This is a genomic window from Litchfieldella anticariensis FP35 = DSM 16096 (assembly GCF_000409775.1).
Classification (GTDB): Bacteria; Pseudomonadota; Gammaproteobacteria; order Pseudomonadales; family Halomonadaceae; genus Litchfieldella; species Litchfieldella anticariensis.
In genome coordinates this window covers 530,909-557,628 of the sequence record NZ_KE332391.1, presented here as the reverse complement: position 1 = coordinate 557,628, position 26,720 = coordinate 530,909, and the positions used below count along the sequence as shown (strand labels likewise).

At 59.7% G+C, this 26,720-nt stretch carries 19 protein-coding genes and 1 pseudogene; 11 read left to right on the top strand and 9 right to left on the bottom strand.

Annotated features, from left to right (window positions below):
- Positions 1-222: 222 nt before the first annotated feature.
- The 6 genes from L861_RS14960 to L861_RS14935 form a co-directional block, all read right to left on the bottom strand.
- Entirely contained in the window at positions 223-606 is a 384-nt protein-coding gene (locus L861_RS14960; RefSeq protein WP_016417309.1) for a gamma-butyrobetaine hydroxylase family protein, read from the bottom strand.
- 139 nt (positions 607-745) lie between these two features.
- The gene (gene hslU / locus L861_RS14955; RefSeq protein ID WP_016417308.1) at positions 746-2,065 is read right to left on the bottom strand and encodes an ATP-dependent protease ATPase subunit HslU; all 1,320 of its coding nucleotides are present in this window, start codon (positions 2,063-2,065) and stop codon (positions 746-748) included.
- A gap of 3 nt (positions 2,066-2,068) precedes the next feature.
- Complete coding sequence (gene hslV / locus L861_RS14950) at positions 2,069-2,587, bottom strand: ATP-dependent protease subunit HslV (protein WP_016417307.1); 519 nt, start codon at positions 2,585-2,587, stop codon at positions 2,069-2,071.
- A gap of 193 nt (positions 2,588-2,780) precedes the next feature.
- Positions 2,781-3,524 carry an SPOR domain-containing protein gene (locus L861_RS14945; protein WP_021029208.1) on the bottom strand — a complete coding sequence of 248 codons (744 nt, stop codon included), beginning with the start codon at positions 3,522-3,524 and terminating at the stop codon, positions 2,781-2,783.
- A 3-nt stretch (positions 3,525-3,527) separates the two neighbouring features.
- Positions 3,528-5,213: an arginine--tRNA ligase gene (argS, locus tag L861_RS14940; protein ID WP_016417305.1), complete on the bottom strand. Its 1,686-nt coding sequence runs from the start codon at positions 5,211-5,213 to the stop codon at positions 3,528-3,530.
- Positions 5,214-5,500: 287 nt separating this feature from the next.
- Complete coding sequence (locus tag L861_RS14935; RefSeq protein ID WP_081645868.1) at positions 5,501-7,789, bottom strand: primosomal protein N'; 2,289 nt, start codon at positions 7,787-7,789, stop codon at positions 5,501-5,503.
- Between the two features lie 124 nt (positions 7,790-7,913).
- On the opposite strand from L861_RS14935, the gene rpmE reads away from it, so the two are divergent.
- Both rpmE and L861_RS14925 read left to right on the top strand, forming a co-directional pair.
- Positions 7,914-8,129: a 50S ribosomal protein L31 gene (gene rpmE, locus L861_RS14930; protein ID WP_016417303.1), complete on the top strand. Its 216-nt coding sequence runs from the start codon at positions 7,914-7,916 to the stop codon at positions 8,127-8,129.
- Between the two features lie 281 nt (positions 8,130-8,410).
- Positions 8,411-9,682 (top strand): malic enzyme-like NAD(P)-binding protein, encoded by a 1,272-nt coding sequence (locus tag L861_RS14925; RefSeq protein ID WP_016417302.1) that lies wholly within the window; start codon positions 8,411-8,413, stop codon positions 9,680-9,682.
- A gap of 84 nt (positions 9,683-9,766) precedes the next feature.
- Here the strand turns inward: L861_RS14925 and L861_RS14920 are convergent, their stop codons facing one another.
- Positions 9,767-10,516, bottom strand: coding sequence for a DUF481 domain-containing protein (locus L861_RS14920; protein ID WP_016417301.1), 750 nt, complete (start codon positions 10,514-10,516; stop codon positions 9,767-9,769).
- A 97-nt stretch (positions 10,517-10,613) separates the two neighbouring features.
- Complete coding sequence (locus L861_RS14915) at positions 10,614-13,139, bottom strand: penicillin-binding protein 1A (RefSeq protein ID WP_016417300.1); 2,526 nt, start codon at positions 13,137-13,139, stop codon at positions 10,614-10,616.
- A 241-nt stretch (positions 13,140-13,380) separates the two neighbouring features.
- On the opposite strand from L861_RS14915, the gene pilM reads away from it, so the two are divergent.
- The 9 genes and pseudogenes from pilM to L861_RS14870 all read left to right on the top strand — a co-directional run bounded on the left by pilM (position 13,381) and on the right by L861_RS14870 (position 25,680).
- Positions 13,381-14,445: a type IV pilus assembly protein PilM gene (gene pilM, locus L861_RS14910; protein WP_027948111.1), complete on the top strand. Its 1,065-nt coding sequence runs from the start codon at positions 13,381-13,383 to the stop codon at positions 14,443-14,445.
- Entirely contained in the window at positions 14,442-14,999 is a 558-nt protein-coding gene (locus tag L861_RS14905; RefSeq protein WP_016417298.1) for a PilN domain-containing protein, read from the top strand. The genes pilM and L861_RS14905 overlap by 4 nt, the downstream gene beginning before the upstream one ends.
- On the top strand, positions 14,996-15,622 hold the full coding sequence (locus tag L861_RS14900) for a type IV pilus inner membrane component PilO (RefSeq protein ID WP_016417297.1): 627 nt from the start codon (positions 14,996-14,998) through the stop codon (positions 15,620-15,622). Before L861_RS14905 ends, L861_RS14900 begins: the two co-directional genes overlap by 4 nt.
- The gene (locus L861_RS14895; RefSeq protein ID WP_016417296.1) at positions 15,619-16,161 is read left to right on the top strand and encodes a pilus assembly protein PilP; all 543 of its coding nucleotides are present in this window, start codon (positions 15,619-15,621) and stop codon (positions 16,159-16,161) included. The genes L861_RS14900 and L861_RS14895 overlap by 4 nt, the downstream gene beginning before the upstream one ends.
- A 166-nt stretch (positions 16,162-16,327) precedes the next feature.
- Positions 16,328-17,554: pseudogene (locus L861_RS14890) on the top strand (type IV pilus secretin PilQ); the annotation flags it as partial.
- A complete protein-coding gene (aroK, locus tag L861_RS14885) occupies positions 17,554-18,096 on the top strand; it encodes a shikimate kinase AroK (protein WP_016417294.1) in 543 nt (180 codons plus the stop codon). The pseudogene L861_RS14890 and the gene aroK, both read left to right, overlap by 1 nt.
- A 2-nt stretch (positions 18,097-18,098) precedes the next feature.
- Complete coding sequence (gene aroB / locus L861_RS14880; RefSeq protein WP_027948110.1) at positions 18,099-19,208, top strand: 3-dehydroquinate synthase; 1,110 nt, start codon at positions 18,099-18,101, stop codon at positions 19,206-19,208.
- A gap of 584 nt (positions 19,209-19,792) precedes the next feature.
- Complete coding sequence (gene gltB, locus L861_RS14875) at positions 19,793-24,244, top strand: glutamate synthase large subunit (RefSeq protein WP_016417292.1); 4,452 nt, start codon at positions 19,793-19,795, stop codon at positions 24,242-24,244.
- 17 nt (positions 24,245-24,261) lie between these two features.
- Positions 24,262-25,680, top strand: a complete 1,419-nt coding sequence (locus tag L861_RS14870; protein WP_016417291.1) for a glutamate synthase small subunit GltD family protein — start codon at positions 24,262-24,264, stop codon at positions 25,678-25,680.
- Between the two features lie 72 nt (positions 25,681-25,752).
- On the opposite strand, the gene L861_RS14865 is transcribed toward L861_RS14870, so the two are convergent.
- Positions 25,753-26,655 (bottom strand): LysR family transcriptional regulator, encoded by a 903-nt coding sequence (locus L861_RS14865; protein WP_016417290.1) that lies wholly within the window; start codon positions 26,653-26,655, stop codon positions 25,753-25,755.
- Positions 26,656-26,720: the final 65 nt, after the last annotated feature.

Sequence of the window (26,720 nt, the reverse complement as noted above, 5' to 3'; positions counted from 1 at the left end):
GGTGGCGATATTGTAGCCTCCCCATGCCGGCCTTGTCTTTGACCTCGGTTGCTTGCCCAGGAAAGCGGTATTAAGGTTTGTCTGAAAACTGCCTGCGCTCGCCCATACGGCGTTAAAAATCAGCTCAAGATGCTCATTTACAACTAAGTCAACTCCGCTTTTTCGCTGATTTCTGCCTTGCCTGGCCATCGCTCGACGACTTTTCAGACAAAACCTTGTGTCCTAGAGCTGCTTGATCTGAATGCCCTGCGGCTCGCGTGATGCTCCAGCCTCGTCGAGGCGGCGCAGGTAGTCAGCCCAATAGGCCTCACGGTTGAGGGCTAGATCATACAGGTAGTCCCAGCTATACAGACCACTGTCATGGCCATCGTCAAAGTGCAGCTTGAGTGCGTAGCGTCCTGTCTGGGTGATGTTCTTCAGGCCCACGTCTTTCTTGCCGACTTGTAGCACCGCCGTATCGCCACCATGGCCACGTACCTCGGCCGATGGTGAGTAGACGCGCAGATATTCAACCGACAAGCGGTAGCTTTCATTGCCTTCGTAGGTCAGCTCGAGTTCGCGGGCTTTCTTGTGATAGTGCACGCGAGTGGGAATTGGGGCGGACATGGTAAAGCTCCAAGTGATAACAACGCCGCTTCGCGGCTAAAGAGGGAAGACTGCGCAGCTTGGAGAAGGAAGAAAAATCGAGATACTGTCTTCCTTCTTCCTTCTTCCTTCTTCCTTCTTCCTTCTTCCTTCTTCCTTCTCAGAGTATGTACCGCGACAGGTCCTCGTCCATCGCCAGTTCGCCGAGCTGAGAGTTGACGTAGTCGGCGTCGATGGTCAGTGGGTTGCCCAGATCGCTGCCTCTGTAGGATGCCTCTTCCAGCAGGCGTTCCATCACTGTGTGCAGACGACGGGCTCCGATGTTCTCGGTACCCTCGTTGACCCGCCAGGCGATCTCGGCGATCCGTTGGATACCGTCGTCGGTAAAGCTGATCTCCAGGCCTTCGGTAGCCAGCAAGGCTTGGTATTGCTTGGTAAGTGCCGCCGATGGCTCGGTGAGAATGCGTTGGAAGTCGTCCGGGGTCAGTGCATTGAGCTCAACGCGAATCGGCAGACGTCCCTGCAACTCGGGGATCAGGTCCGAGGGTTTAGACAAGTGAAACGCGCCGGAGGCGATGAACAGAATATGGTCGGTGCGGACCATGCCGTGCTTGGTCGATACTGTGGAACCCTCGATCAGCGGCAGCAGATCGCGTTGCACGCCTTCACGGGAAACATCGCCACCGCTGGTCTGCTGCCCCTTGGTGACCTTGTCGATCTCATCGAGGAAGACGATACCGTTCTGTTCCACGGCATCGATGGCGCGGCGCTTGATCTCTTCTTCGTTGACCAGTTTGGCAGCTTCCTCGTCACGTAGCAGTTGCCAGGCGTCCTTGACCGTGACACGTTTGGTCTCGCTCTTTTGTCGGCCGATGTTGGCGAACAGACTTTGCAACTGGCTGGTCATTTCCTCCATGCCTGGCGGGGTCATGATATCGATGCCCGGACCCTGGGCCGTGATTTCGATATCGATTTCCTTATCGTCGAGTTGGCCTTCGCGCAACTTCTTGCGGAAAAGCTGGCGTGTGGAGCTGTCCTGGCGCGGGCTGTCTTCCTGACCGCGAGGCGGTGGCAGGAGAGCATCGAGAATACGGTCCTCAGCCGCGTCCTCGGCCTTATGGCGAACCTCGGCCTTGGCTTGTTCGCGGACCATCTTGATCGCCGCCTCGGTCAGGTCACGAACGATCGACTCGACGTCGCGTCCCACATAACCGACCTCGGTAAACTTAGTCGCCTCGACCTTGATGAAGGGCGCATTGGCGAGCTTGGCCAGGCGGCGGGCGATCTCGGTCTTGCCGACGCCGGTGGGGCCGATCATCAGGATATTCTTGGGCGTAACTTCGCTGCGCAGCTCTTCGTCGAGCTGCATGCGCCGCCAACGGTTACGTAGCGCAATGGCCACGGACCGCTTGGCATCTTGCTGGCCAATGATGAACTGGTCTAGCGCATGGACGATCTCGCGGGGGGTCATCTGGGTCATGGTTCAGAGCTCTTCCAGCGTGACGTTGTGGTTGGTGAAGACACAGATGTCGGCGGCGATATCGAGTGACTTTTCGGTGATTTCGCGGGCCGATAGTTCGGTATTTTCGAGTAGGGCGCGGGCTGCAGCCAAGGCGAAGTTGCCTCCCGAACCGATGGCGATGATACCGCGCTCCGGTTCCACCACGTCACCGTTGCCAGTAATGATCAACGAGGCATGCTTGTCGGCCACTGCCAGCAAGGCTTCGAGTCGGCGTAGGGCGCGGTCGGTACGCCAGTCCTTGGCCAGTTCCACGGCTGCCTTGACCAGATGGCCCTGGTGTTTTTCAAGCTGGGCCTCGAAACGCTCGAAGAGGGTGAAGGCGTCGGCAGTGCCTCCGGCGAAACCAGCCAACACCTGATTGCGATACAGGCGCCGTACCTTGCTGGCATTGCCCTTCATCACGGTGTTGCCCAGCGATACCTGGCCATCGCCGGCCAGGGCGACCTGGTCACCGCGGCGTACGGATACGATAGTCGTCATGCAGGGGGACTCCTTGAGGGAGCGTGCAGGGCTCCCGATGACTTTCGGCGTCGCAAACGCTACCTGACGCCGCGAACAAGCTTTTAGGGAGGTGCGGGCGGTGATGCCAAAAATCAACCGCCGGCCGCTGGTGGGCGGCATAGGGGCCTATGCTCGGGGTCAAGACGCCTCAATAGCCCAGTGTCGTCATGGATCAATTCTGGAGGCGAATCAGCAACGGCTCGATCCCCTGCGTGATCATCAGGTCTTGAGCGCGGTTGAGTTCACGCCTGTCCTCGTAAGGGCCAACCTGGACCCGGTGCCAAGTATTACCGTCGCCGGTCTGGACCTCGGTGATCTTGGCCAGCAGACCGAAGTCGCGTAGCCTGCCGGCCAGGCGCTGGGCATCTCCGGTTTCCCGGAATGAGGCTGCCTGTAGCATGTAACGGCTGTTGCTTGGTGGCGATGAAGAGGCTTGTTGGCTTTCCTCGCGCGATGCCATGCTCTGCTTCACTGCCTCATCGAGGCTTGCCAGCTGGGCTGCAATGGGGTCGTTAGTAGTTTCTGTCTCTGTCTCGGCTTTCGGTTCGGTACGTGCCGGGGCAGGGGGCTGTGGCCGAGATGCCGTGGCTTCCGAGCGCGGAGCAATGACTTCAGACTCCGGCAGCAAGGTGTAGAACTCAAAGGTTGGCATGGGAGATTCACTGGCCGACGACTTGTCCGCTCCCGTGGAAGCGGAGGCGTTACTCGACGTCGGCTTGGGCACTACCGTAGCGACTGGTGTAGGCGCCGATTGCTGAACGTACTGGGCAAGGAAGAAGCCGGCTACCAGGCCGGCAATGCCCCACAACCAGCCAGGTATGCCCCGGTTTGACTGCTTCCTGGGCGCGCGTCTGGAGGTGGCGCCGCTGCGCTTGGTTTGGCGCCCATTCCCTTGGCGCGATTGACGAGCGGCCATGAGTCACATCTCCTCTGGGGCGCTGACACCCAATAGATTCAAACCGTTACGGAGTACCTGGCGAGTGGCCAGTCCCAGCGCCAAGCGAGCGTTGCGCAGGTCGGAATCATCGACCATCACCTTGACCGCGTTGTAGCAAGTATGGAAGTCCGCGGCCAGATCCTGCAGGTACTGGGCGATCTGCTGGGGTTCGCGCGAGACAGCCGCATGTTCGACCACCTCGGGAAAGCGAGCCAGGCGATTCATCAACGCTTTTTCCTGGTCGGCATCGAGCTGTGCGAGATGATCGATGGCGTGAGCTCGGTCGAAATCCAGGCCTTCCGCCTCAGCCTTGCGCAGCATGCTGCACACCCTGGCGTGCGCGTACTGGATATAGTAAACGGGGTTGTCGTTGGACTGGGAGCGGGCCAGGTCGATATCGAAGGTGAGCTGGGAGTCGGCACGGCGGGCGACCAGGAAGTAGCGGGTAGCATCACGGCCGACTTCATCGATCAGATCGCGCAGGGTCACATAGCTGCCGGCGCGCTTGGAAAGCTTGACTTCGACCCCGGAACGGGTGACCAGCACCATCTGGTGTAGTACGTAGTCGGGCCAGCCCTGCGGTATGCCGGTCTCTAGCGCCTGTAGGCCGGCACGAACCCGCGTCACAGTAGAGTGGTGATCCGCCCCCTGCTCATTGATCACCGTCTTGAAGCCGCGTTGCCATTTGTCCAGATGATAGGCGACATCGGGCAGGAAGTAGGTGTAGTCGCCGTCTGACTTACGCATCACCCGGTCCTTGTCGTCGCCAAAGTCGGTGGTGCGCAGCCACAGGGCGCTATCATGCTCGTAGGTGTGGCCGCCTTCGATGAGCCGCTCGATGGTGGCCTCGACCTTGCCGTCCTCGTACAGTGAGGACTCAAGGAAATAGACGTCGAACTCGACGCCGAAGGCCTTGAGATCGAGGTCCTGTTCGCGGCGCAGGTAAGCCACGGCGAACTCGCGAATGGCGTTCAGATCGTCGGAGTCGCCCTTGGCGGTGACATGACGGTCGTCGGCGTGGACTGTGTCGCCGGCGAGATAACTGTTGGCGACGTCGACGATGTAGTCCCCGCGATAGCCATCTTCCGGCCAGCTTTCGTCGTCAGGGCCTAGTCCCTTGGCGCGGGCCTGTACTGAAGCCGCCAGATTGTTGATCTGGGCGCCGGCGTCGTTGTAGTAGAACTCGCGAGTCACATCGTAACCGATGGCTTCTAGCAGCCGGCACAAGCTATCGCCGATTGCGGCGCCGCGGCCGTGGCCGACATGCAGAGGGCCGGTGGGGTTGGCAGAAACGAACTCCACTTGCACTTTCTGGCCCTTGCCAATCAGGCTGCGGCCGAAGGTATCGCCGGCATCGAGCACTGCAGGAATGATCTGGGCGGCAGCATCGGTGGTAGCGAAGAAGTTAATGAAGCCTGGGCCGGCAATCTCGGTCTTGTCGACAGCGCTGGAGGCTGGTAATGCGGCAACCAGCGCCTCTGCCAAATCGCGGGGTTTCTTGCCGGCCGGCTTGGCCAGCATCAGCGCCAGGTTGGTGGCGTAGTCGCCATGAGCCTTGTCCTTGGTGGCATCGACCTTGATGGTCGGCGCGATGTCCTGGGGCAACTCGCCCTGCTGCTTGAGGGTGGTGAGGGCTTCGTCAAGCAGCGAGATGATGGTGTCTTTCATGGGGTCTCGAATGTCCTGTGTCCCTGGCGCAGCGCGAGCGGTTGACAATGATGAATCTCGCGGTGGCAGGTATGAATCGTCGCGCTGGGGCGAATGGTGGGTCATTATCGGCAATTGCGGCGCGGCTTTAAACCCCAGCCCGGCTGCGCCGGAAGAGATAAGTAAGAAGACGCGGCTACGCCGCTTGACGTCGGAAGAAAAGGGAGTATCCGATGTTTCGCTCCTCTCGTTAGCTAAGCAGTGGTGTTCTTTCATCTTCCAGGCGCGTAGCGCCGATCTTCCCTCTTCTAACTTAGCGTTTGCGGATCGATATCCAGTGACCAGCGTACACGGCGTGCTTCACGGTTGCTTTCGAGCCAGGCGGCTAGCCAGGCGCTGGCTTCATGAAGCTTGCTGCGTAAGGCGCTGGAAAGCATCAACTGCACATGGTAGCGATTCTGGCGTCGTTCCATGGGGGCCGGTACCGGCCCTAAGCATTGTACTTGGCCTGAGGACGAGGCCAACTGGTCACGCAGCGCACTGGCGGCGGCATCGGCAAGCGTCATGGCATCGATCTCGCGAGGGCTCTCGAAGCGAGCCAGGGCAAGAAACCGAAAGGGGGGGAGACCGGCAGCACGGCGCTCCTCGAGTAACTGGCGGGCCAGGGCATCATAGCCGTGCTCTGCCAGCAGTCGCAGATGTGGGTCGTCGCTGTGCAGAGTCTGTACCAGTACCCGGCCGGGATGCTCAGCACGTCCAGCGCGCCCAGCCACTTGGATCAGTAACTGGGAGCTGTGCTCCAGCGCCCGGAAATCGCTGGCATAGAGGCCGGCATCGGCGTTGATCACGACCACTAGGGTCACATGGGGTAGGTGATGTCCCTTGGCCAGCATTTGGGTACCAACCAACAGGCACGGTTCGCCGCGTCTGACCTCCGCCAGGGTGTTCTCGAAGGCGTCCTTGCGCCGTGTACTATCACGGTCGATACGGTGGACCGGGGTGTCGGGGAACAGGGCTGCCAGGGTCTCTTCAGCGCGTTCGGTGCCGGCTCCCAAAGGACGGAGGTCGGCGCTGCCGCATTCTGGACAGGCATCGGGGAGCGGACGTTGGCGCTCGCAGTGGTGGCAAGTCAGCTGCGGTGGCTGGCGATGCAAGGTCAAGCGGGCATCGCAGTGGTCGCACTCGGCCAGCCAACCGCATTCGTGGCAGGCCAGTGCTGGAGCGAAGCCTCGTCGATTGATGAAGACCAGTACCTGATGACCGGCAGTAAGTGTCTGGCGAATGGCATCGATCGCCGGAGCGATCAATCCACCTTGACGGGGTCGGCCGCGCAGGTCGATCAGTTCCAACCGCGCAGGAGGATGGTGGCTGGCGCGACGCGTCAAGTGTAAATGGCGATAACGGCCGGCCTGAGCCTGGGCAAGGCTCTCCAATGACGGGGTGGCGCTGCCCAGTAACACCGGGATGTCGTGGTGACGGGCACGGATGATGGCCAGGTCCCGAGCATGATAGCGCAGGCCATCCTGCTGCTTGTAGGAGCCATCGTGTTCCTCGTCGACGATGATCACTCCAGGCTTGGCCAACGGTGTGAAGATTGCCGAACGAGTGCCGATCACGATTGGAGCGCGACTGCTGGCGGCGGCCAACCACGCATCGAGGCGCTCGCCGTCACTGATACCCGAGTGCAGCGCAACCACCGGGACTCGGAAGCGTTTGCGAAAACGCATGAGAGTCTGAGGGGTAAGGCCGATCTCGGGGACCAGCACCAGGGCCTGACGGCCTCGTGAGATCACCGCCTCGATCAGTTGCAGATAGACCTCGGTCTTGCCGCTGCCGGTTACCCCCTGTAGCAAACAAGGATGATAGCGATCCAGACCTTCATGCAGCGTGGCGAGGGCTGTCGCTTGTTCGCGATTCAGGCTCAGCGCTGGCTCGGCCAGCAAACTACGGTAATCCGCTACGGGACTCTCGATGAGCGTTTCCTGTTCAGCTTCAATCAGCCCCTTCTCGGCCAGGCCTTCGAGCTGGACACGACTGAACCCCTGAGAGGTAATAGCGCCCGTGGCTAGTCCGCGGGGATGCAAGCGTAGCTGCTCCAGAAGCTCGGCCTGGCGTCGGGCGCGTCCGAGTTGCTCGCCCGGGATGGCTTGCCCCCGTTCGGTCAGTCGCCAGCGCTCGCGGGTACGTGCTTCCAGCGGGCGTCCCTGGCGAAGTAACACCGGAAGCGATTGGTGTAGGGTGTCGCCCAAAGCATGCTGGTAGTAGCGGGCCGTGAAACGGCACAGCCACAGCCAATCGTCGGGCAACGGCGAGTTATCGATGCAGGCCGAGATGGGCTTGAGGTCAGCGAGTGAAATCTCACTGTGTGTACGGCACTCGACAATGATGCCCACGACCTCGCGGCGCCCGAACGGTACACGTACACGCAATCCAGGTCGCCAACCACCGGGCGGAACGTCTTGCCCCGGGCAATAGTCGAAGAGACGTCGCAACGGGGTGGGGATGGCCACGCCGAGCACTGTTGGGTGCGAAGCAGGTGAGGGTGTCGCTGACAATTGGCCTCCGGTGTTGGCTCTGCTAGAATACCCGCCCTCCATGCATGCCTTTGGGTCGCATGGCGGTAATCGGTCCGAGTCCGTACGAGACTTCCGTACGATGACAACCCGTATGCGGTGCCTGGCAAGGATCAGGTGGCGGCATACTGCTTCATGAGGCTTAAAGATGAAACAAGGTATCCATCCCGAATACAAGATGGTCACTGCCACCTGTTCCTGTGGCGCGACCTTCGACGTCGGTTCCACTGCCGGCCATGACCTCTCCTTGGACGTCTGCTCCCAGTGTCATCCGTTCTATACTGGCAAGCAGAAGCAGGCGACCACGGGTGGCCGCGTCGAACGCTTCAACAAGCGTTTCGGTGCCGCCGTCAAGCGCGGCTGAAGACAGCCACCGTTCGGCTTAGCCACTTCCGCTGTCATATCGAAAACCCGTCCGGGCTCTCCGGGCGGGTTTTCTCGTTGAGGGAGGAGTCAAGATGGGGGGGGGGCGATAAGCTTTGCTTTATGTCTCTTCTGTCAGTCATAAGTTGCGGCGAATATCTGGAAATGTCTTCAAACAAGCAATTAAAAGTCTGTAATGACAGCGAGTTGGCTCAAGTTGTGACGCTGAGGGTTTTTCTATATTCTGGCTCGACACCTCCATGATATGACCGGACAAGACGCATGACTGACGCGAAGAAACAAGCGGCACTGGATTATCATTCACAGCCGATTCCCGGCAAGCTGTCTGTCGAATTGACCAAGCCGACCACTTCGGCCAAGCATCTGGCCCTGGCCTATAGTCCGGGGGTTGCTGAGCCTTGTCGTGAGATCGCCAAGGATCCGGAAAACGCGTATCTGTACACCGGCAAAGGCAACCTGGTGGCGGTAATTTCCGATGGCTCGGCAATTCTAGGCTTGGGCAACCTGGGGCCGTTGGCCAGCAAGCCGGTCATGGAAGGCAAGGGCGTGCTGTTCAAGAAGTTTGCTGGTATCAATTCAGTGGATGTCGAAGTCAATGCCGAGAGCCCGCAGGCCTTCATCGATACTGTCGCACGTATCGCCGATACCTGGGGAGGCATCAATCTCGAGGACATCAAGGCGCCGGAATGCTTCGAGATCGAGCGGGCGCTCATCGAACGCTGCAGCATTCCCGTGTTTCATGATGACCAGCACGGCACGGCGATCGTTACCGCTGCCGGTATGCTCAATGCCTTGGATATCGCCGGCAAGGCCATCGACCAAGCACGTATCGTATGCTTGGGTGCCGGAGCCGCAGCGATTGCTTGCATGAAGCTGCTGGTCGCCTGCGGGGCCAAGGCTGAGAACATCTACATGCTCGATCGCAAGGGCGTGATCCACAGCGGTCGCGAGGATCTCAATCAATACAAGGCGATGTTCGCCACCGATACCGAGCGCCGTACTCTGGATGACGCCATTGACGGTGCTGACGTCTTTGTCGGCCTGTCTGGTCCCAACCTGCTTTCTCCGGAACAACTCAACAAGATGGCAGCCAATCCAGTGGTGTTTGCCTGCTCCAACCCGGACCCGGAAATCCATCCCGACGTCGCCAATGCCACTCGCGACGACGTGATCATGGCCACCGGGCGTTCCGATTTCCCCAATCAGGTCAACAACGTACTAGGCTTTCCGTTCATCTTCCGTGGTGCATTGGACGTCCGTGCTACGCGTATCAACGAAGAGATGAAAGTTGCGGCGGTACATGCTCTGCAGGATCTTGCACGCGAGCCGGTAACCCAGGAGGTGTTGGATGCTTATGAGGTCGACTCTCTGGAGTTCGGGCGTGGCTATATCATCCCCACACCGATGGATTCTCGCCTACTGGATCGAGTCTCGTCAGCCGTCGCTCAGGCAGCGGTAGACTCTGGGGTGGCACGTAAGCCTTATCCCTCGCACTACCCACTGAGCAGCATCGAAGAGGTCTATGGCAGTTGAGTCAAACCTCCTCTTGATCAGGTGTTAGTCAGACGCCGGCCGAAGGGCCGGCGTCTTGCGTTGGAAAGCCGTGGTGTCGAGGAGCTACCAGCTATAGAGCAGAGTGGCACTGGTCGTGCGATCGGTATGGGCGTCGGCCGTGTCGGGCGGATTCGAGTTGTTCTTGATCTCGTGAGAAATACGCAGTGAAAGGCGCGAATTGAGATCGGCAGTGAGCGACGACAGTGAGCGGGTCGTGACATTGCTGTCGGTGGCTTCCACGGACGCTTCCTGTGCGAGCGAGGCAATCGGAGAGAAGTCCCAACGATAGTCCAGTGCGCCGTAGGCGACCCCTAACTCTTCGGTGCCATCGTCGTCAATGGCATCGAAGCGGTAGCCGGGGCCTCCTTCGAGCGACAACGTATGAGTATCAGTGTCGAGAATTTGTCGGCCATAACCGCCAATGGTGGTGAACTGGTATTCATAGCCACTGAAGCGGTCCTTTTCCCAGCGGGCGAACCCAAAAAGGTAATGTGGCCCGTCAAGGTCATAACGCTCACGTCCAGCCAACAGATATTGTTCGGCGCTGGTGTCGTCGTTTCGTTCGACTTTGCGAGTTTCCGCGCGCAGCGTGTGGGTCCATGGCCTGGTCAGCCAGGTCAGGCGGCCCTTGGCGATCAGCGTCTCACTGTCGGTATTGCCGGATAGGTGTGTGTAGCCGAGCTCGGATTCCCCGCTGAAAGAAGGGGCATCCTTCTCGGGAGCTGGGGGAGAATAAAAGGGGCTGGCCAGTGCCGAAGGGCTTGCTGCAAGCAGCGTGGTAGCGACCGCCAGGCCGGTCAAATGGCGTTGCATGGCAAGGACTCCCTGGTTGCCGTAAGCAGGTGGTGCCAAAGTGTGACGAAAGGCGATGTGGCCGAAGCGATGCCCCTATCGCTTCGGCCAGCTTGTTTCAAAAGATGGCTTCGTAAGTGCCTGTCCCTTGAGAGCCGCTGCGGTTTTCCAGTTCGCGCTCGATGGTTCGCGGCTGGTAGTCCGGCAGATGGTCGGCATGGAAGATCTCACTGATACCACCGGATTGGTCGTCATGCAGGCGGCGCCCCGTGTTCGGGTCGATGCGTGCCTGGACGATATCGCTTGGTGCTTCCGGTATGGCTTCGGGCTTGCCCTTTAGCGCACTTCCCATGAAGTTCATCCATATCGGCAATGCGGCTTGGCCACCGTACTCGCCGGTGGTTTCGTTGCTGTCCTTGCCAACCCATACGGTGGTCACCAGATCAGAGTTGTAACCGGCAAACCACGCATCACGTCGCTCATTGGTGGTACCGGTCTTGCCGACGATATCGCTGCGGCCCAGCTCCAGTGCGGCACGTCCCGTGCCAGTCTCGATCACATCACGCAACATGTCGCGCAGGATGTAAATGGCCGCTGGGTCGGCGACACGCGGGGCGAGGGCATGGCGCTCACCGTCGATGGTCACTTCACGGGCGCCTTCAGGGCACTCGCGACAAGCTACACGCGGTATGGCTTCCTCGAGAACCTCGTCGTCGCTGCCGCGGGTCACCTTCTCGATGAACCAAGGAGATACCTGGAAACCGCCATTGGCTAGTACGGCATAGGCGTTGGTCATCTCTAGCGGCGTCAGGGAAGCGCTGCCCAGGGCCAGCGACAGGCCGTGGGGCAAACGTCCTTCGGAGAAACCGAAACGCTGTAAGAAGTCCAGGGTGCTATCCAGCCCCATGGTCTGCAGAATGCGCACCGTGACCAGGTTGCGCGATTTGGCTAGGGCGACCCGCAGACGAGTGGGGCCCAGGAAGTCGCCGCTGGAGTTGACAGGTCGCCAGATATCGCCGGCATCGGGCATCACCACTGGTGCATCGTTGACCACAGTGGCGGCATTCATGTTGCCGTTTTGCAGCGCGGCCAGATAGACGAAGGGTTTGAAGATCGAGCCTGTCTGTCTCTGGGCTTGGGTGGCGCGATTGAACTTGCTGGCAGAGAAGCTGAAACCGCCTTGCAGGGCGAGAATAGCGCCTGTTTCCGGCTCCAGTACCACGATCGAACCTTCGGCGTCGGGACGTTGTGACAGCCGCCAGCTGCCATCTTCACGCTGTAGTATGCGTACCAGGTCGCCGCGCTTGGCAATCTCGGATGCCGAGGAGGGCTCCCCTTCGTGCCAGCGGGCAGTGTGATAACGCCCAGCCCAGCTCAGGCCGTCCCAGTCCAGGGTGATGCGCTTCCCCTCACGGGTCAGCACTTCCATTTCACGGCCATCGCTCTTCACTACGATAGCCGGCTGTAGAGGGCCAAGCTCAGGCGTACGCTCGAGCACGCGTAACCAGTTGCTGACGTCGCCGTCGATGCCCTCGACTCGTGTCTGACTGCTCTGGGCCGCCTGGCGAGCAGTTTCCATGACTTCCGGCGACTCGGACAGCTCTTCCTCGAGGCCGCTTCGCTCGGTACGCTCCTGCGCTTCGACCAGGCTCGGAGGGATGTTGCTTTCCTCGGGGCCACGCCAGCCATGGCGGGTATCGTAGTCGATAAGACCTTGAGTCAACGCTTGGCTGGCAAGGGGTTGCAACTCGCCGTCGAGAGTGGTGTGGATGCGGTATCCACCGGTATAGGCTTCTTCTCCATAGCGGTCGACAGCGAACTGGCGCGCCATTTCCGCGACATAGGGGGCTTCGATCTCGACTTGAGCCGTAAAGCGTTGGGCGGTAATGGGGGCCGCTACGGTTTCTTCATAGGTGGCTTGGTCGATATATCCCAGTTCGCGCATGCGATACAGGATCCAATTGCGGCGGATCAGCGAGCGCTCAGGATTGGCGAGTGGGTTGAAGGTCGAAGGTGCCTTGGGCAGACCGGCAATCATCGCCTTCTCGGCCAAGCTCAGCTCGTCAAGCGACTTGCTGTAATAAGTTTCGGCAGCGGCAGCGATGCCGTACGCCCGATTGCCGAGGAAAATCTTGTTGACGTAGAGCGAGAAGATCTCTTCCTTGCTCAACACCTGCTCCATTTGTAAGGCCAGCAGGATCTCGCGGATCTTGCGCGTGAAAGTACGGTCGAGCGTCAGCAGGTAGTTACGAGCCACCTGCATGGTGATGGTACTGCCGCCGGACTGGATATCGCCGCCGCTGGCGACCAATTCGAATGCCGCGCGGGCGATGCCTTTGGGGTCGACGCCAGGATGATCGAAGAAACTGGCATCTTCGGCGGCAAGTAGTGCTTGCACGAAGTCCTCGGGAATCTCGTCGAAGCTCACCGGCATGCGGCGCTCCTCGCCAAATTCGCCAATCAACTTGCCGTCCCGTGTGAAAATTCTCAAGGGTGTGTGTAGCTCGAAATCCTGCAGTTGGCGGACATCCGGCAGGCCCGGTGCAAAATACAGAGCAGCCCCTACGACAGCCAGCACACTGGCTGTACCCAGTGACAGGGCAAGCCACACTGTCGAGATGACGATCTTTCTGAAGAACTTCATGAATAGCGGTATCCGTGATGGTCGAAAGCGTTACGGCGATGATGAGCGGGGAGATCCATCAAACTGCGTATTATAAGAACCTGGCGAGCGACTCACCAGCGTTGAAGCGGTAGCGGCCACATGATTGTGTGAGTTCAGGCAATTTCATGTAACCTCTCATTGCGCATGGCATGGAGACGCCGTGCGGCGGTCGTTGAACGATAACGGCGGTTATCCGCGTTTACCAGGCAAGGGAACTACCTTGGTACGACTGAAAAAGTCCCACAAAGGATTGATCGGGGTCGATATCGCCTCGGCAACGGTCAAGTTGATCGAGCTCAAGCGTATCGGAGCCCAGTATCAGGTTGATAGTTATGCTGTTCGGCCGCTACGCGAGGGAGCCGTGGTCGAACGGCGTATCCGTGACATGGGCAAGGTCGCTGAGGCGCTCCGCGATGCTGTCGACCATGCCCGCCCCACCACACGTCAGGCCAGTCTCGCGGTGCCGGCCAGTGCGGTGATCACCAAGATCCTGACACTGCCGGCGTCGCTTAGCGATAGTGAGATCGAAGCCCGCATCCAGCTCGAATCCGACAAGCATATTGCATTTCCGTTCCGTGAAGTCACCTTCGACTTCCAACGTCTGGGACTCAATGCTCGTGATGGCGACCAGCAGGACGTGCTGCTGGTCGCTTGTCGTCAGCAGGATGTCAGCCAACTGGTCGAGGTGCTGCATCTGACAGGACTGGAAGCCGCCGCGGTAGATGTCGAGACCTTCGCCATGGAGAGGGCATTCGGTGAGCTGCACCATCAGTTGCCGCCGATGAGAGAGGACGATGCCTGCGTCGCCCTGGTCGATATCGGCGCCACCATGAGCGCCTTTCACGTGTTACAGGGTGGGCGCATCACCTACAGTCGCGACACGGTGTTCGGTGGTCGCCAATTGACCGAGGAAATCCGCAGCCGTTACGGCTTGAGTCGCGAAGAGGCGGGATTGGCCAAGAAGCGGGGTGGCTTGCCGACTGACTACCAGATCAAGGTGCTGGAGCCTTTCCTCGACAGTCTCGTGCAACAGGTGGGGCGCTCCTTGCAGCTCTACTACACCGCAGGGCGCAAGCGCGAGGTCACGCGCTTGGTGCTGGCTGGCGGTTGCAGTGTAATTCCCGGTCTTGGCGAGCGTCTGGCCGACGAGAGCGGTATGGAAGTGGTTATCGCCAATCCTTTCCAGCGTCTGAAAATCAATTCACGGATCGATATCCATGCTCTTTCAGGTGACGCCCCGGCAATGCTGACGGCTTGTGGCTTGGCGATGAAGGTGCGGGTATGACGATCGAGATCAATCTGCTGCCTTGGCGGGAACATTTGCGTGAACGCCATCGCAAGCGCTTTTACCTGGCCTTGCTATTGGCCGCATTGGTGGGAGTCGCGGGTGGTGCCGGTTTGACCTTCCTGTCTCAGCAACAGGTCGTCGCGCAACAGCAGCGCAATGACCGCATCCAGCGGCAGATGGCTCGACTCGAAAGTACCATCCATTCGATAGGTGAGTATGAGGAGATGCGTGAACATATACTGGAGCGGATCGAAGCCTTCGGTCGTCTGCAGTATGGACGTACCCAGACCGTGCATCTTTTCAATCATCTTGCCGAAAACCTCGAACCAGGCGTCCACTACACCCATCTTTCGCGCCGGGGGGATACCGTACGTCTGGTTGGGGTGGCCGAGAGTAATCATCAAGTCTCCGATCAATTGCGTGCCTTGGCTCAGGGTGCGGTGTTGGGAGTGCCGGTGCTCTCTGAAGTCGAAACCGAAATGGATCCGCGGTATCGGCGTTTCAGTCTCAGCGTGGTGCAACTGTCGCCAGCCAGTGGGGAGGAGCCATGAACCTGTCAGGAGAATGGCGCCGACTATGTGAGTTGGATTGGCAAGAGTTGGATCTCAAGGAATCGGGCAGCTGGCCTTGGTCGCTACAACTTCTGTGTTGCCTGTTGGTGATGGGGCTAACGTTTGTCGGTGGCTATTGGTACCTTGCCGAGCCGAAGGCGTCGGAGCTGGCCCTTGCTGAACGGAAGGAACGAGATCTGATGCGCGACTATCGCAGCATGGTGGTGCAGGCGGCGGGTTTGCAAGGGGTGCGCGGGCAGGTTGTCGAACTGGACGCACGCATGAAAGCTCTGCACGAGATGCTGCCCAACGGCGCTGAGATTCCCGCCTTGCTCGACCATATCAGCGAAACGGCCATCGAGCACCAGTTGGAGATCGACTTCATCCGCCTGCGTCGACCTGTCGAGCAAGCGTTCTATATCGAACAGCCCTTCGATATCCAGGTTCGCGGCGACTACCATCGCATCGCCTACTTCCTGGCAGGTGTCGCCAGTCTCTCGCGCATTGTCACTCTGCATGATTTTACTCTCGTGCCGGTTGATGGCCAGGAGCAGTTGCGTCTGTCGATGTTGGCGAAGACCTATCGTTATCGACTGCCCGGCAGTGAAAAGGGGGAGGCATGACACCTCGGCGCGGTTGGATGATGCGGCTGGTCGTAGCGCTCATGCTGAGTGGCTGTGCTGACCCGGGAATCGAGCAGTTGGACCGAGAGTTGGCCATGCTTCGTGCTGACCCCAATGCCGAGGAGTTGCCAACCTTACCCGAGTTGCCTGATGTAGGCCGTGTGGCCTATGAACATGCCGATGTCCGCAGTCCCTTTCTAATGAGGCGACCGGATAACGAAGAGGTGCCAAGAGGCTCTATCGAGCTGGCGCCGGACTTGTCACGGCCTAAGGAACCTTTGGAAGCCTATTTACTGGAGTCCTTGGATCTGGTGGGGACGCTTTCGGTGGGAGGGCGGTATTCCGCCCTGGTGCGGGCACCGGATGGTCAGGTGCATCGACTGGCCACTGGCGACCATCTGGGTACCGATTTCGGGCGCATCGTCAGCATTGGCAGCGACTCGGTGCGAGTGCTCGAAGTGATCGCTACAGGCCATGGTGGCTGGATAGAGCGCTCGCGGCATCTGACTCTCGATAACGAATACGACCGTCGCGGTTAGTTCCAATGAGGGGACACCGACGCGGCTAATAACGCAGGGAAGGGAAACCATGCATGACATGATGCGCCGTCTGGCTGGCGTGCTGCTGGGGCTGCTATTGCCGCTTTCGGCCTGTCCGGCCGCAACATTCACCGACTTCGATTTCCATCCAAGTGAGCACTCTCCCTACACCGGCGAGCGCATCACGCTGAACTTCCAGGATATCGAGGTGCGTTCCGTGCTGGCGATCATCGCTGATTTCACCGGTCTCAACCTGGTAGCCAGCGACAGCGTCACCGGTAGCGTGACGTTGAACTTGCAGGATGTGCCGTGGGATCAGGCGCTGGACCTGGTACTCAAGAGCCATGGTCTCGACAGCCGCCGTGAGGGAAATGTCATTGTGGTGGCACCTGCAGCCGAACTGGCCAACATCGAGCGCCAGGAAATCGAGGCGCGTAGCCAGTTGGAAACCTTGGCGCCACTGACCACCGAGCTGCTGCGGGTGCGCTACGCCAAGGCAGCCGACCTGGCAGCATTGCTGCGCGGTGACAGCGGTTTCGGGCTGTTGACCGAGCGCGGTAGAGTCGCCGTGGACGCGCGCACCAATACCCTGATGATCCAGGATACTGCCTACCAATTACAGGAGGTCCTGAGCACCATCGAGCAGCTCGATGTTGCGGTACGCCAAGTGCAGATCGAGGCACGGATCGTCATTGCTCGAGATAGTGCCAGTCGTGAGTTGGGGGTCAACTGGGGGCTTTCCTCACCCAGCGGCGATGGTCGCTTCGATGTCAGCGGTGCTGCCAATGGCAGCACCGAGAATGGTGGGCTGGCCGTGGACTTGGGGAATTCGTCCAATACAATGACCAGCTTCGCTTTCGGCTATCTGTCCGGCGACATTCTGCTCGATCTGGAACTGCGCGCGCTGGAGAGCGAGGGCAAAAGTCAGATCATTTCCCAGCCGCGGGTGATTACCGCCAACCAGCGTGCTGCAGTGATCAAGCAGGGCACCGAGATCCCCTATCAGGAGTCCACATCGAGTGGGGCCACCAGTACCGAGTTCAAGGAGGCAGTGCTGTCGTTGGAGGTGACCCCGCAGATCACGCCCGACAACCGCATCATCATGGATCTGGCGATCAGCAACGATACCGTGTCCATGCAGAGCTTCGAGGGCGCGCCGGCCATCGATACCAACCAGATCGAGACACAGGTGCTGGTGGACAACGGCGAGACCGTGGTGCTGGGCGGGATCTTGACTACCGAGGAGATCCGTAGCCTGTTCAAGACCCCCTTCCTGGGTGATCTGCCGATGCTTGGTAGTCTTTTTCGCTATACCCAAGACTCCAATGAAAAGGTAGAGTTGCTGGTATTCATTACTCCCAGAATCATCGAGGACGGGCTGGCAATTCGCTGATGCAGGATTTTCCCAATCTCTTTCTGATCGGTCCCATGGGGGCTGGCAAAAGCACCATCGGCCGCCTTCTGGCGGCCGAGCTGTCGCGCGATTTCGTCGATAGCGACCACGAGATCCAGGCTCGCTGCGGTGCAGACATACCCTGGATCTTCGATGTCGAGGGTGAAGCCGGCTTTCGTGAGCGCGAGCAACAGATGATCGACGAACTCACCCAGCGCCAGGGCATCGTGCTCGCTACCGGTGGTGGCGCAGTGATGCGCGAGGTCAATCGGCGGGCGCTACGCGACCGGGGTACGGTGATCTATCTTTACACCACCGTCGAGCAGCAGCTCAAACGCACCGCCAAGGATCGCAACCGCCCATTGTTGCGCGGTAATGATCGCGAAGAGATCCTGCGCAGCATGTTCGCCAAGCGCGACCCGCTGTATCGTGCCACTGCCGATCTGATCGTGCGCACCGACCGCCGTGGGCCCCGCTCTGTGGTCAACGAGATCGTGCGCCGGGTTGGTCGTCTGGTGAACCCACTGCAATGCAAGGCCTGATCATGCCACACACGACGTCCGATACCCTTCTTACCTTGAATGTCGAACTCGGTGAGCGCAGCTATCCGATCCATATCGGCGCTGGTTTGTTGGGCGATCCGCGCTGGCTCGAGCCCTACCTGGCCGGCCGCCAGGTAATGATCGTCACCAACGAGACTGTCGCGCCGCGCTATTTGGAGCGCCTCAGACAAGGGCTGTCCGGTGATCGCGAGATACGTGAGGTAGTGTTGCCCGACGGCGAGCATACCAAGACGCTGGATTCAGTAAGCCGTATCTGGGATGCCCTGCTGGATGCCGGCTTCAATCGACGTTGCACGCTGGTGGCGTTGGGGGGTGGGGTGATCGGCGATATGGCCGGTTTTGCCGCAGCCTGCTACCAGCGGGGAGTGGCGTTCATCCAAGTACCCACCACGCTGTTGTCTCAGGTTGACTCGTCGGTTGGGGGCAAGACCGGAGTCAATCATCCACGCGGCAAGAATATGATCGGCGCTTTCTGGCAACCGCGCGCGGTGCTGATCGATACCGATACCCTGAAGACATTGCCCGAGCGTGAGCTTTCGGCGGGGCTTGCCGAGGTAATCAAATATGGTTTGATCCGCGATGCCGAGTTCCTGACCTGGCTGGAAGCGCACATGCGCGAATTGCGCGATCTCGATGCCTCCGCCTTGAGTGAGGCGATTCATCGTAGTTGCGCTCTCAAGGCCGCGGTGGTGGCCGAAGATGAAACCGAGCAAGGCGTCCGCGCCTTACTCAACCTTGGACATACCTTCGGGCATGCCATTGAGGCGCATCAAGGCTATGGTGCTTGGCTGCACGGCGAAGCGGTGGGGGTCGGCATGCTGATGGCTGCCGAGTTATCGCATCGTTTGGGGTGGCTTGGCAAAGACGACATGGCAAGAGTGAGCGCTATCCTCGAAGCCGCTGGTCTGCCGCGTACGGCACCGCAAAGCATGGCGACCGCCGACTTCCTCGATCGTATGCGGCTCGACAAGAAAAACCTGGACAGCAAGCTGCGTCTTATCCTGCTGCGTTCGCTTGGTGATGCCTGTGTGCATGACGCCACGCCACAGGCCGAGCTTGATGACCTGCTGGAGACGTTTCCGCGCGGCTGAAGGAAGGCTGAATAAATGCCTGCGCGACTCAATCACTGCGTTGCGCGGTGCGCGGAATCCTCACCTAATACCCCATAGGCTCCGGTTCCTGTGCTCCGGGCGCCTTGTGCTTGATGCCGCTCGTCGATTTATTCAGCACTTCCTGAAATCGACGGCTGCCCCATCGGGCAGTCAAGCTCGACACGAAAATGGCGCCTTACCTGAAAAAGGGAGGCGCCATTTTGTGTTCAGCCAAGCGTGTCGTTTTCAGTAATCTGTATGCCTTATGCAGGATCGGCATGGAGAGTTGCTCAATTATTATGGCAAAGATTTCTATTCATAGAGCGAAATCGTTGATAATGCCAAGTCCTTGACCTGCCAAGTGTTTTCTCCGCTATTATCAGCTAAGCTGCCGATTTTTAGCGATTTTTGATGTGGCGTAGGAGGCGGGGAATTGCGTGCAGAGGCCCGGATGGATATGCTGTACAGCCTTTTTCGCACCAGAAACAGGCCATCAAATGGCCAAAAGAAAAAATAAGATAACCGAAAAAAATACCACGGTTTTTTTCTGGACACAAGATTCCGTTTTTCTGTGAGGCACGCCCATGATGAGAGGTCTCCACCAGCCTGGCGAATTTCGCGACAACTGCGGTTTCGGGCTCATTGCCCATATGGAAGGGCAAGCCAGTCACGACCTGTTGAAAACCGCGATTGAATCGCTGACCTGTATGACCCACCGTGGCGGTATTGCCGCCGATGGCAAGACCGGTGACGGCTGCGGCCTACTGCTGAGAATGCCGGCTGGTTTCATGCGTGCCGTGGCCCGTGAAGCCCTTGGGGTCGAATTGGGCAACGGCTTTGCTGTGGGCAGTGTTTTTCTGCCTGATGACGATGAGCGCGAGGTTCGCGCTCGTGAAGTGCTCGAGAGCGAACTCGCGGCGCGTGGCTTGACGGTACATGGCTGGCGCGTCGTGCCTACCGACCCCAGTGTCTGTGGGCCGATGGCGCTAGACTGTCTGCCGCGCATCCGCCAGGTGTTCGTCGAAGCCGGTGATGATCGTCTCGAAGCCCAGCTCAATGTCGACTTGTTCATGGCGCGTAGGCGGGCCGAAGAGCAGTTGCGCAGTGAAGAAGGCTTCTATGTCTGCTCGCTGTCGACCAAGGTGCTGTCCTACAAGGGGCTGATGATGCCCGTGGACTTGCCAACCTTCTATCACGACTTGGGCGACGAGCGGCTGGAAACCTCGATCTGCGTTTTCCACCAGCGCTTTTCCACCAATACCGCACCGCGCTGGCCATTGGCGCAGCCGTTCCGCTTCCTGGCTCATAATGGTGAGATCAACACCATCGAAGCCAACCGTGGTTGGGCCAACTCGCGTAAGGAAAACTTCGTCAACGAGTTGCTGCCCGACATCACTGAACTCGACGAAATCGTTAACACCACCGGCTCCGACTCATCGAGCATGGACAACATGCTGGAAGTGCTGATGACCGGTGGCATGGACATCTACAACGCCATTCGCATGATGGTGCCGCCGGCGTGGCAGAATGTCGAAACCATGGATGGCGAACTGCGCGCCTTCTATGAGTACAACTCCATGCACATGGAGCCGTGGGATGGACCGGCGGGTATGGTGATGACCGATGGCCGTAATGCCGTGTGTATGCTCGATCGCAACGGGCTGCGCCCGGCGCGCTGGGTGATCACCAAGAATGGCTATATTACTCTAGCTTCGGAAATCGGTACCTACGCCTATCAGCCCGAGGATGTGGTGGCCAAGGGGCGTGTCGGCCCTGGTCAGGTGCTTGGCATCGACACCGAAACCGGTGAAGTGCTGCACACACAGGATATCGACAATCGCCTCAAGTCGGCCTATCCGTATAAGCGTTGGCTCAAGGATCGCGCCCAGTATCTGGAATCGGCACTTACCGAGCTGGCACGCTTCCAGCCCATGGAAGCTGAAGAGCTGAACGTCTATCAGAAGATGTTCCAGGTCAGTTTCGAGGAGCGCGACCAGGTATTGCGGCCATTGGCCGAGAGTGGTCAGGAAGCCGTCGGGTCCATGGGCGACGACACGCCAATGGCGGTACTGTCGCGCCACCATCGCCTGCTGACCGATCACTTCCGGCAGAAGTTTGCTCAGGTGACCAATCCTCCGATCGATCCGCTGCGTGAAGCGATCGTGATGTCGCTGGAAACTTGCTGCGGCGCCGAGCTCAATGTTTTCGAGGCGACATCGGATCATGCGCATCGCTTGATTCTGACCACGCCGATCCTGTCGCCACGCAAGTTCACCGCCTTGGTTAACCAGGACGATCCGGCCTTTGCCAGTTACCACTTGTCACTGGCTTATGACCCCCAGCAGCAGGGGCTCAAGCAAGCCCTACAGGCGCTGTGCCAACAGGCCGAGGAAGCGGCAAGAAGCGACAAGGTGATCCTGGTGCTCTCCGACGCCGAACTCGACAAGGGCCAGGTGCCGATCCAAGCCGCTCTGGCTGTCGGGGCCGTCCACCACCACTTGGGACGCAAGGCGCTGCGCCCGCGCGTCAATATCGTGGTCGAGACCGGCTATGCACGTGATGCCCACCAGATGGCGGTATTGTTTGGTGTTGGTGCCACCGCGGTCTATCCCTACCTGGCCTATCAGGTCATGGCCGATATGCATCGAACCGGTGAGTTGGTCGGCAACCCGGCGGATGCGCGCGAGAACTACCGCAAGGGGCTGCAGAAAGGTCTCTACAAGATCCTGTCCAAGATGGGTATCTCGACGCTCGCTTCCTACCGCGGCTCGCAATTGTTCGAAGCGGTAGGGCTTTCCTCCGAAGTGATGGACATGTGCTTTACTGGCATGGCCTCACGTATCGAGGGTACGGGCTTCACCGAGCTGCAACTGCAGCAGGAACTGTTGGCTCGCGATGCCTGGATTCCACGCAAAGGCATCTATCAGGGCGGCTTGGTCAAGTACGTGCACAACCACGAGTACCACGCCTATAACCCGGATGTGGTCAAGACCTTGCAGGAAGCGGTGCAGCAGGGCGATTACGGCAAGTGGAAGAAATTCGCGGCCTTGGTCAATGAGCGCCCGGTGGCGACCATTCGCGATCTTCTGGCGCTCAAGCCGGCGCCCGAGCCGTTGTCGCTGGAAGAGGTCGAGCCCGTCGAGGAGCTGTTGCCGCGCTTCGACAGTGCTGGCATGAGCCTTGGTGCACTGTCGCCGGAGGCTCACGAAGCCTTGGCCCAGGCCATGAACGAGAGCGGTGGTCGCTCCAACTCCGGTGAGGGCGGCGAGGATCCGTCACGCTACGGCACGATCAGAAGTTCCAAGATCAAGCAGATCGCGTCGGGTCGCTTTGGCGTCACTCCGGCTTACCTGGTCAATGCCGAGGTGTTGCAGATCAAGGTTGCCCAGGGGGCCAAGCCTGGCGAGGGTGGCCAGTTGCCGGGCGGCAAGGTCAACGAGCTGATCGCTCGGTTGCGCTATTCGGTGCCTGGCGTGACCCTGATCTCGCCGCCGCCGCACCATGACATCTACTCCATCGAGGATCTGGCACAGCTGATCTTCGACCTCAAGCAGGTCAACCCCGATGCCCAGGTGTCGGTGAAACTGGTCTCCGAGCCGGGGATCGGCACCATCGCCACCGGTGTGGCCAAGGCCTATGCCGACCTGATCACCGTGTCCGGCTATGACGGCGGCACTGCGGCGAGCCCGATCACGTCGATCAAGCACGCCGGTAGCCCTTGGGAGCTGGGCCTGCCCGAAGTGCACCAGGCGCTACGCATCAATGGCCTGCGAGACAAGATTCGCCTGCAGACCGACGGTGGCCTGAAGACAGGACTCGACGTGGTCAAGGCAGCGATCCTTGGCGCCGAGAGTTTTGGCTTCGGCACTGCGCCGATGGTGGCATTGGGTTGTAAGTATCTGCGCATCTGTCACCTCAACAACTGCGCCACCGGGGTGGCTACCCAGCATCAGTATCTGCGCGACGAGCATTTCCGTGGCACCGTCGATATGGTCAAGCATTACTTCCGCTTCATCGCCGAGGAAGTACGTGAGCTGATGGCCATGCTCGGCGTGCGCAAGTTGACCGACCTGATTGGCCGTACCGACTTGCTGGAAATGATCGAAGGACAGACCCCCGCGCAGCGCAAGCTCGACTTGACGCCGTTGCTGGAGAATGACTTCGTGCCCGCTGACGCGCCGCAGTTCTGCCAGGTCAGCCGTAACGTACCCCACGATCCCGGTGCCAAGAACCAGGAAGTGCTGGAGGCCTTGCGCGAAGCGATCGAGAACAAGTCAGGCGGTGAGTTCGACTTCACCATTACCAACTGCGATCGTTCGGTAGCGGCGCTGACCTCTGGGGCCATTGCCAAGCGCTATGGCGAAGACGGTCTGGAGGATGCACCGATCACTGCACGCTTCACCGGCGTGGCGGGGCAGAGCTTCGGGGTTTGGAACGCCCGGGGTCTCAACCTGTTCCTGGAAGGGGATGCCAACGATTATGTCGGCAAGGGCATGAACGGCGGATCGATCACCATCGTGCCCCCGTCAGGCAGTACCTTCGACAGTCATAAGACCGCCATCATCGGCAACACCTGCCTGTATGGTGCCACTGGCGGCAAATTGTTCGCTGCCGGTACCGCCGGTGAGCGTTTCGGGGTGCGCAACTCTGGTGCACACGCTGTCATCGAAGGGGCAGGCGACCACTGCTGTGAGTACATGACCGGTGGCTTGGTGTGCGTGCTTGGAGAGACCGGTGTCAACTTCGGAGCCGGCATGACCGGTGGCTTCGCCTATGTGCTCGACGAGGACCGTACCTTCGTCGACAAATACAACCATGAACTGGTGGAGATTCACCGTATCAACACCGAGACCATGGAAGCCTACCGGCGTCACTTGCGGGAAATCATCGAGGAGTATGTCGCCCAGACCGGCTCCAAGCGGGGCGAAGCGATCCTCGAAGATTTCAGCGACTTCATCCGTCATTTCTGGCTGGTGAAGCCCAAGGCAGCAAGCCTCAACGGTTTGCTTGCCGAATCCCGTCGGCGGCCCGAGTAAGCGGAGGAGACATCACCATGGCAAACCGTTTGAACAACGATTTCCAGTTCATCGATGTGGGTCGTCAAGACCCGCAGAAAAAGGAAGCGCGCACCCGGGCCAAGGAGTTCGCCGAGATCTACGAGCCGTTCAAACCCCAGGAAGCGGCCGGCCAGGCACATCGCTGCCTGGGATGCGGTAATCCGTACTGTGAGTGGAAGTGCCCGGTCCACAACTATATTCCCAACTGGCTGAAGCTGGTGGCTGAAGGCAATATTCTCGAGGCTGCCGAGATGTCGCACCGCACCAACTCGTTGCCTGAGGTGTGCGGTCGGGTGTGCCCTCAGGATCGTCTATGTGAGGGTGACTGTACCCTTAACGACGGCTTCGGCGCGGTAACCATCGGCTCGGTGGAGAAGTACATCACCGATACCGCCTTTGCCATGGGCTGGCGCCCAGATATGTCCAAGGTTACCTGGACCGACAAGCGCGTCGCCGTGATCGGCGCCGGTCCGGCCGGTCTGGGTTGTGCCGATATTCTGGTGCGCAACGGGGTCAAGCCGGTGGTCTTCGACCGCTACCCGGAAATCGGTGGCCTGCTGACCTTCGGCATTCCCGAGTTCAAGCTCGAGAAGCACGTCATGGAGCGTCGTCGTGCGGTATTCGAGGAAATGGGCGTGGAGTTCCGGCTCGGCACCGAGATCGGCAAGGACATCGCCATCGAGCAGTTGCTCGAAGAATACGATGCGGTGTTCATGGGCATGGGTACCTACAAGTACATGCAGGGCGGCTTCCCCGGTGAGGACCTGCCCGGCGTGCATAAGGCGCTCGACTATCTCATCGCCAACGTCAACCACTGCCTGGGCTTCGAGAAAGACCCCGCCGATTACGTCTCGCTCGAAGGGCAGCGTGTGGTGGTACTGGGTGGTGGTGATACCGCCATGGACTGTAACCGCACCGCGATCCGTCAAGGGGCGCAGGCCGTGACATGTGCCTACCGTCGCGACGAAGAGAACATGCCGGGCTCCAAGCGCGAGGTGGCCAATGCCCGCGAGGAAGGCGTGGAGTTCCTGTTCAACCGCCAGCCGGTGGCGGTGGTCGGCGAGGACAAGGTCGAGGGCGTCAAGGTAGTGCGTACCCGCTTGGGCGAGCCCGACGAGAACGGTCGTCAGCGGCCTGAGGTGGTGCCCGGCTCCGAGGAGATCCTGCCGGCTGACGCCGTGGTCATCGCCTTCGGCTTCCAGCCCACCGATATCGACTGGTTCGAACCCCACCGCATCGCTATCGATGAGCGTGGTCGGGTCAAGGCGCCGGAACACGGCACCTTCGCCTTCCAGACCAGCAACGAGAAGATCTTCGCCGGTGGCGACATGGTGCGCGGTTCCGACTTGGTGGTCACCGCGGTCTACGAAGGTCGCCAGGCCGGCGAGGGAATCCTCGACTACCTGGGCGTCTGACCGCCGCCGACGTCCCGCACGAAGCATGGAGGGCGCCACCCTTGGGTGGCGCCCTTCGCGTATCTGGATGAATCAGGGGTAGCGCCCGCTTCTGCGGTTCTCCACCAAAACCTCCAGGATGGCGTTGGCCTCCTGCATGATGGAAGAGGGAACTTCGCCCTTGCGTCGGCTGCAGATCACCGGTGAGGTGATGCTCTTGTCGGCGAGATAGACGTAAACGATGCCGTCGCGTTGCACTCGCTTTACCTGTTCCGGCACCAGGGTGATACCGATATCGGAGGCCACGAGTCCCAGCGCGGTCTGCAACTCGTTGGCTTCCTGCATGACATTGACTTTCAGCCCGTGGCGGCGAAACATTCCGAGAATGGTATCGGCCAGGCTGGGGCGGGGTTTCGCGGGGAACAGGACCAGCGGGTAGGCGGCGAGTTCTTCCAGTGTCGGTGTGGTGCCTTCCAATGGGTGGCCGGCCGGCAGCGCTGCCATGAGCGGTTCATCGAACAGGATCTCCTGCGCCACATCGGGATCGTCGATTCTCAGGCGACCAAATCCCAGGTCGATGCGCCCTGCCTTCAGCGCCTGGATCTGCTGGACTGTGGTCAGCTCCGCCAGGGTCAGTTCGACATTATCCTTTTGTCGCAATCCGCGCACCAGCAACGGTAGCTGGCCATAGAACACCGATGGCACGAAACCGATGCCGAACATCATGCGCTTGCTGCGCGCCATGCGCCGCGTGGCGTCGAGAGTGGCATCGACTTTCTCGAGTATCTGCAAGGCATGCTGCTGGAAGAACTGTCCTGTCGCCGTCAGGCGCAGCCCCCGGGGCCCCCGTTCGAATAGGTCGGCACCGACTTCCCTCTCTAATTGTTTGATTTGTCGGGATAATGGGGGCTGCGACATGTGCAGTCTCTCGGCTGCGCAGGTCAGGTTCAGCTCCTCGGCGACGACGCAGAAGTACCGCAGGTGTCGCAGCTCCATGATACCTCCAGGGTATGGCTGGGCACTCAAACAATATTGGTTCCGTCTTCTCGCTGCAATCAAAC

What these genes read in the sequence shown, in the direction of transcription:
- L861_RS14935 (WP_081645868.1), bottom strand. Translation starts at nt 7,789, where the DNA reads ATGGAGGGCGGGTATTCTAGCAGAGCCAACACCGGAGGCCAATTGTCA.
- L861_RS14900 (WP_016417297.1), top strand. Translation starts at nt 14,996, where the DNA reads ATGAACCTGTCAGGAGAATGGCGCCGACTATGTGAGTTGGATTGGCAA.
- rpmE (WP_016417303.1), top strand. Translation starts at nt 7,914, where the DNA reads ATGAAACAAGGTATCCATCCCGAATACAAGATGGTCACTGCCACCTGT.
- gltB (WP_016417292.1), top strand. Translation starts at nt 19,793, where the DNA reads ATGATGAGAGGTCTCCACCAGCCTGGCGAATTTCGCGACAACTGCGGT.
- L861_RS14925 (WP_016417302.1), top strand. Translation starts at nt 8,411, where the DNA reads ATGACTGACGCGAAGAAACAAGCGGCACTGGATTATCATTCACAGCCG.
- L861_RS14915 (WP_016417300.1), bottom strand. Translation starts at nt 13,139, where the DNA reads ATGAAGTTCTTCAGAAAGATCGTCATCTCGACAGTGTGGCTTGCCCTG.
- hslV (WP_016417307.1), bottom strand. Translation starts at nt 2,587, where the DNA reads ATGACGACTATCGTATCCGTACGCCGCGGTGACCAGGTCGCCCTGGCC.
- L861_RS14920 (WP_016417301.1), bottom strand. Translation starts at nt 10,516, where the DNA reads ATGCAACGCCATTTGACCGGCCTGGCGGTCGCTACCACGCTGCTTGCA.
- argS (WP_016417305.1), bottom strand. Translation starts at nt 5,213, where the DNA reads ATGAAAGACACCATCATCTCGCTGCTTGACGAAGCCCTCACCACCCTC.
- L861_RS14895 (WP_016417296.1), top strand. Translation starts at nt 15,619, where the DNA reads ATGACACCTCGGCGCGGTTGGATGATGCGGCTGGTCGTAGCGCTCATG.
- aroK (WP_016417294.1), top strand. Translation starts at nt 17,554, where the DNA reads ATGCAGGATTTTCCCAATCTCTTTCTGATCGGTCCCATGGGGGCTGGC.
- hslU (WP_016417308.1), bottom strand. Translation starts at nt 2,065, where the DNA reads ATGACCCAGATGACCCCCCGCGAGATCGTCCATGCGCTAGACCAGTTC.
- L861_RS14865 (WP_016417290.1), bottom strand. Translation starts at nt 26,655, where the DNA reads ATGGAGCTGCGACACCTGCGGTACTTCTGCGTCGTCGCCGAGGAGCTG.
- L861_RS14870 (WP_016417291.1), top strand. Translation starts at nt 24,262, where the DNA reads ATGGCAAACCGTTTGAACAACGATTTCCAGTTCATCGATGTGGGTCGT.
- L861_RS14905 (WP_016417298.1), top strand. Translation starts at nt 14,442, where the DNA reads ATGACGATCGAGATCAATCTGCTGCCTTGGCGGGAACATTTGCGTGAA.
- L861_RS14945 (WP_021029208.1), bottom strand. Translation starts at nt 3,524, where the DNA reads ATGGCCGCTCGTCAATCGCGCCAAGGGAATGGGCGCCAAACCAAGCGC.
- L861_RS14960 (WP_016417309.1), bottom strand. Translation starts at nt 606, where the DNA reads ATGTCCGCCCCAATTCCCACTCGCGTGCACTATCACAAGAAAGCCCGC.
- aroB (WP_027948110.1), top strand. Translation starts at nt 18,099, where the DNA reads ATGCCACACACGACGTCCGATACCCTTCTTACCTTGAATGTCGAACTC.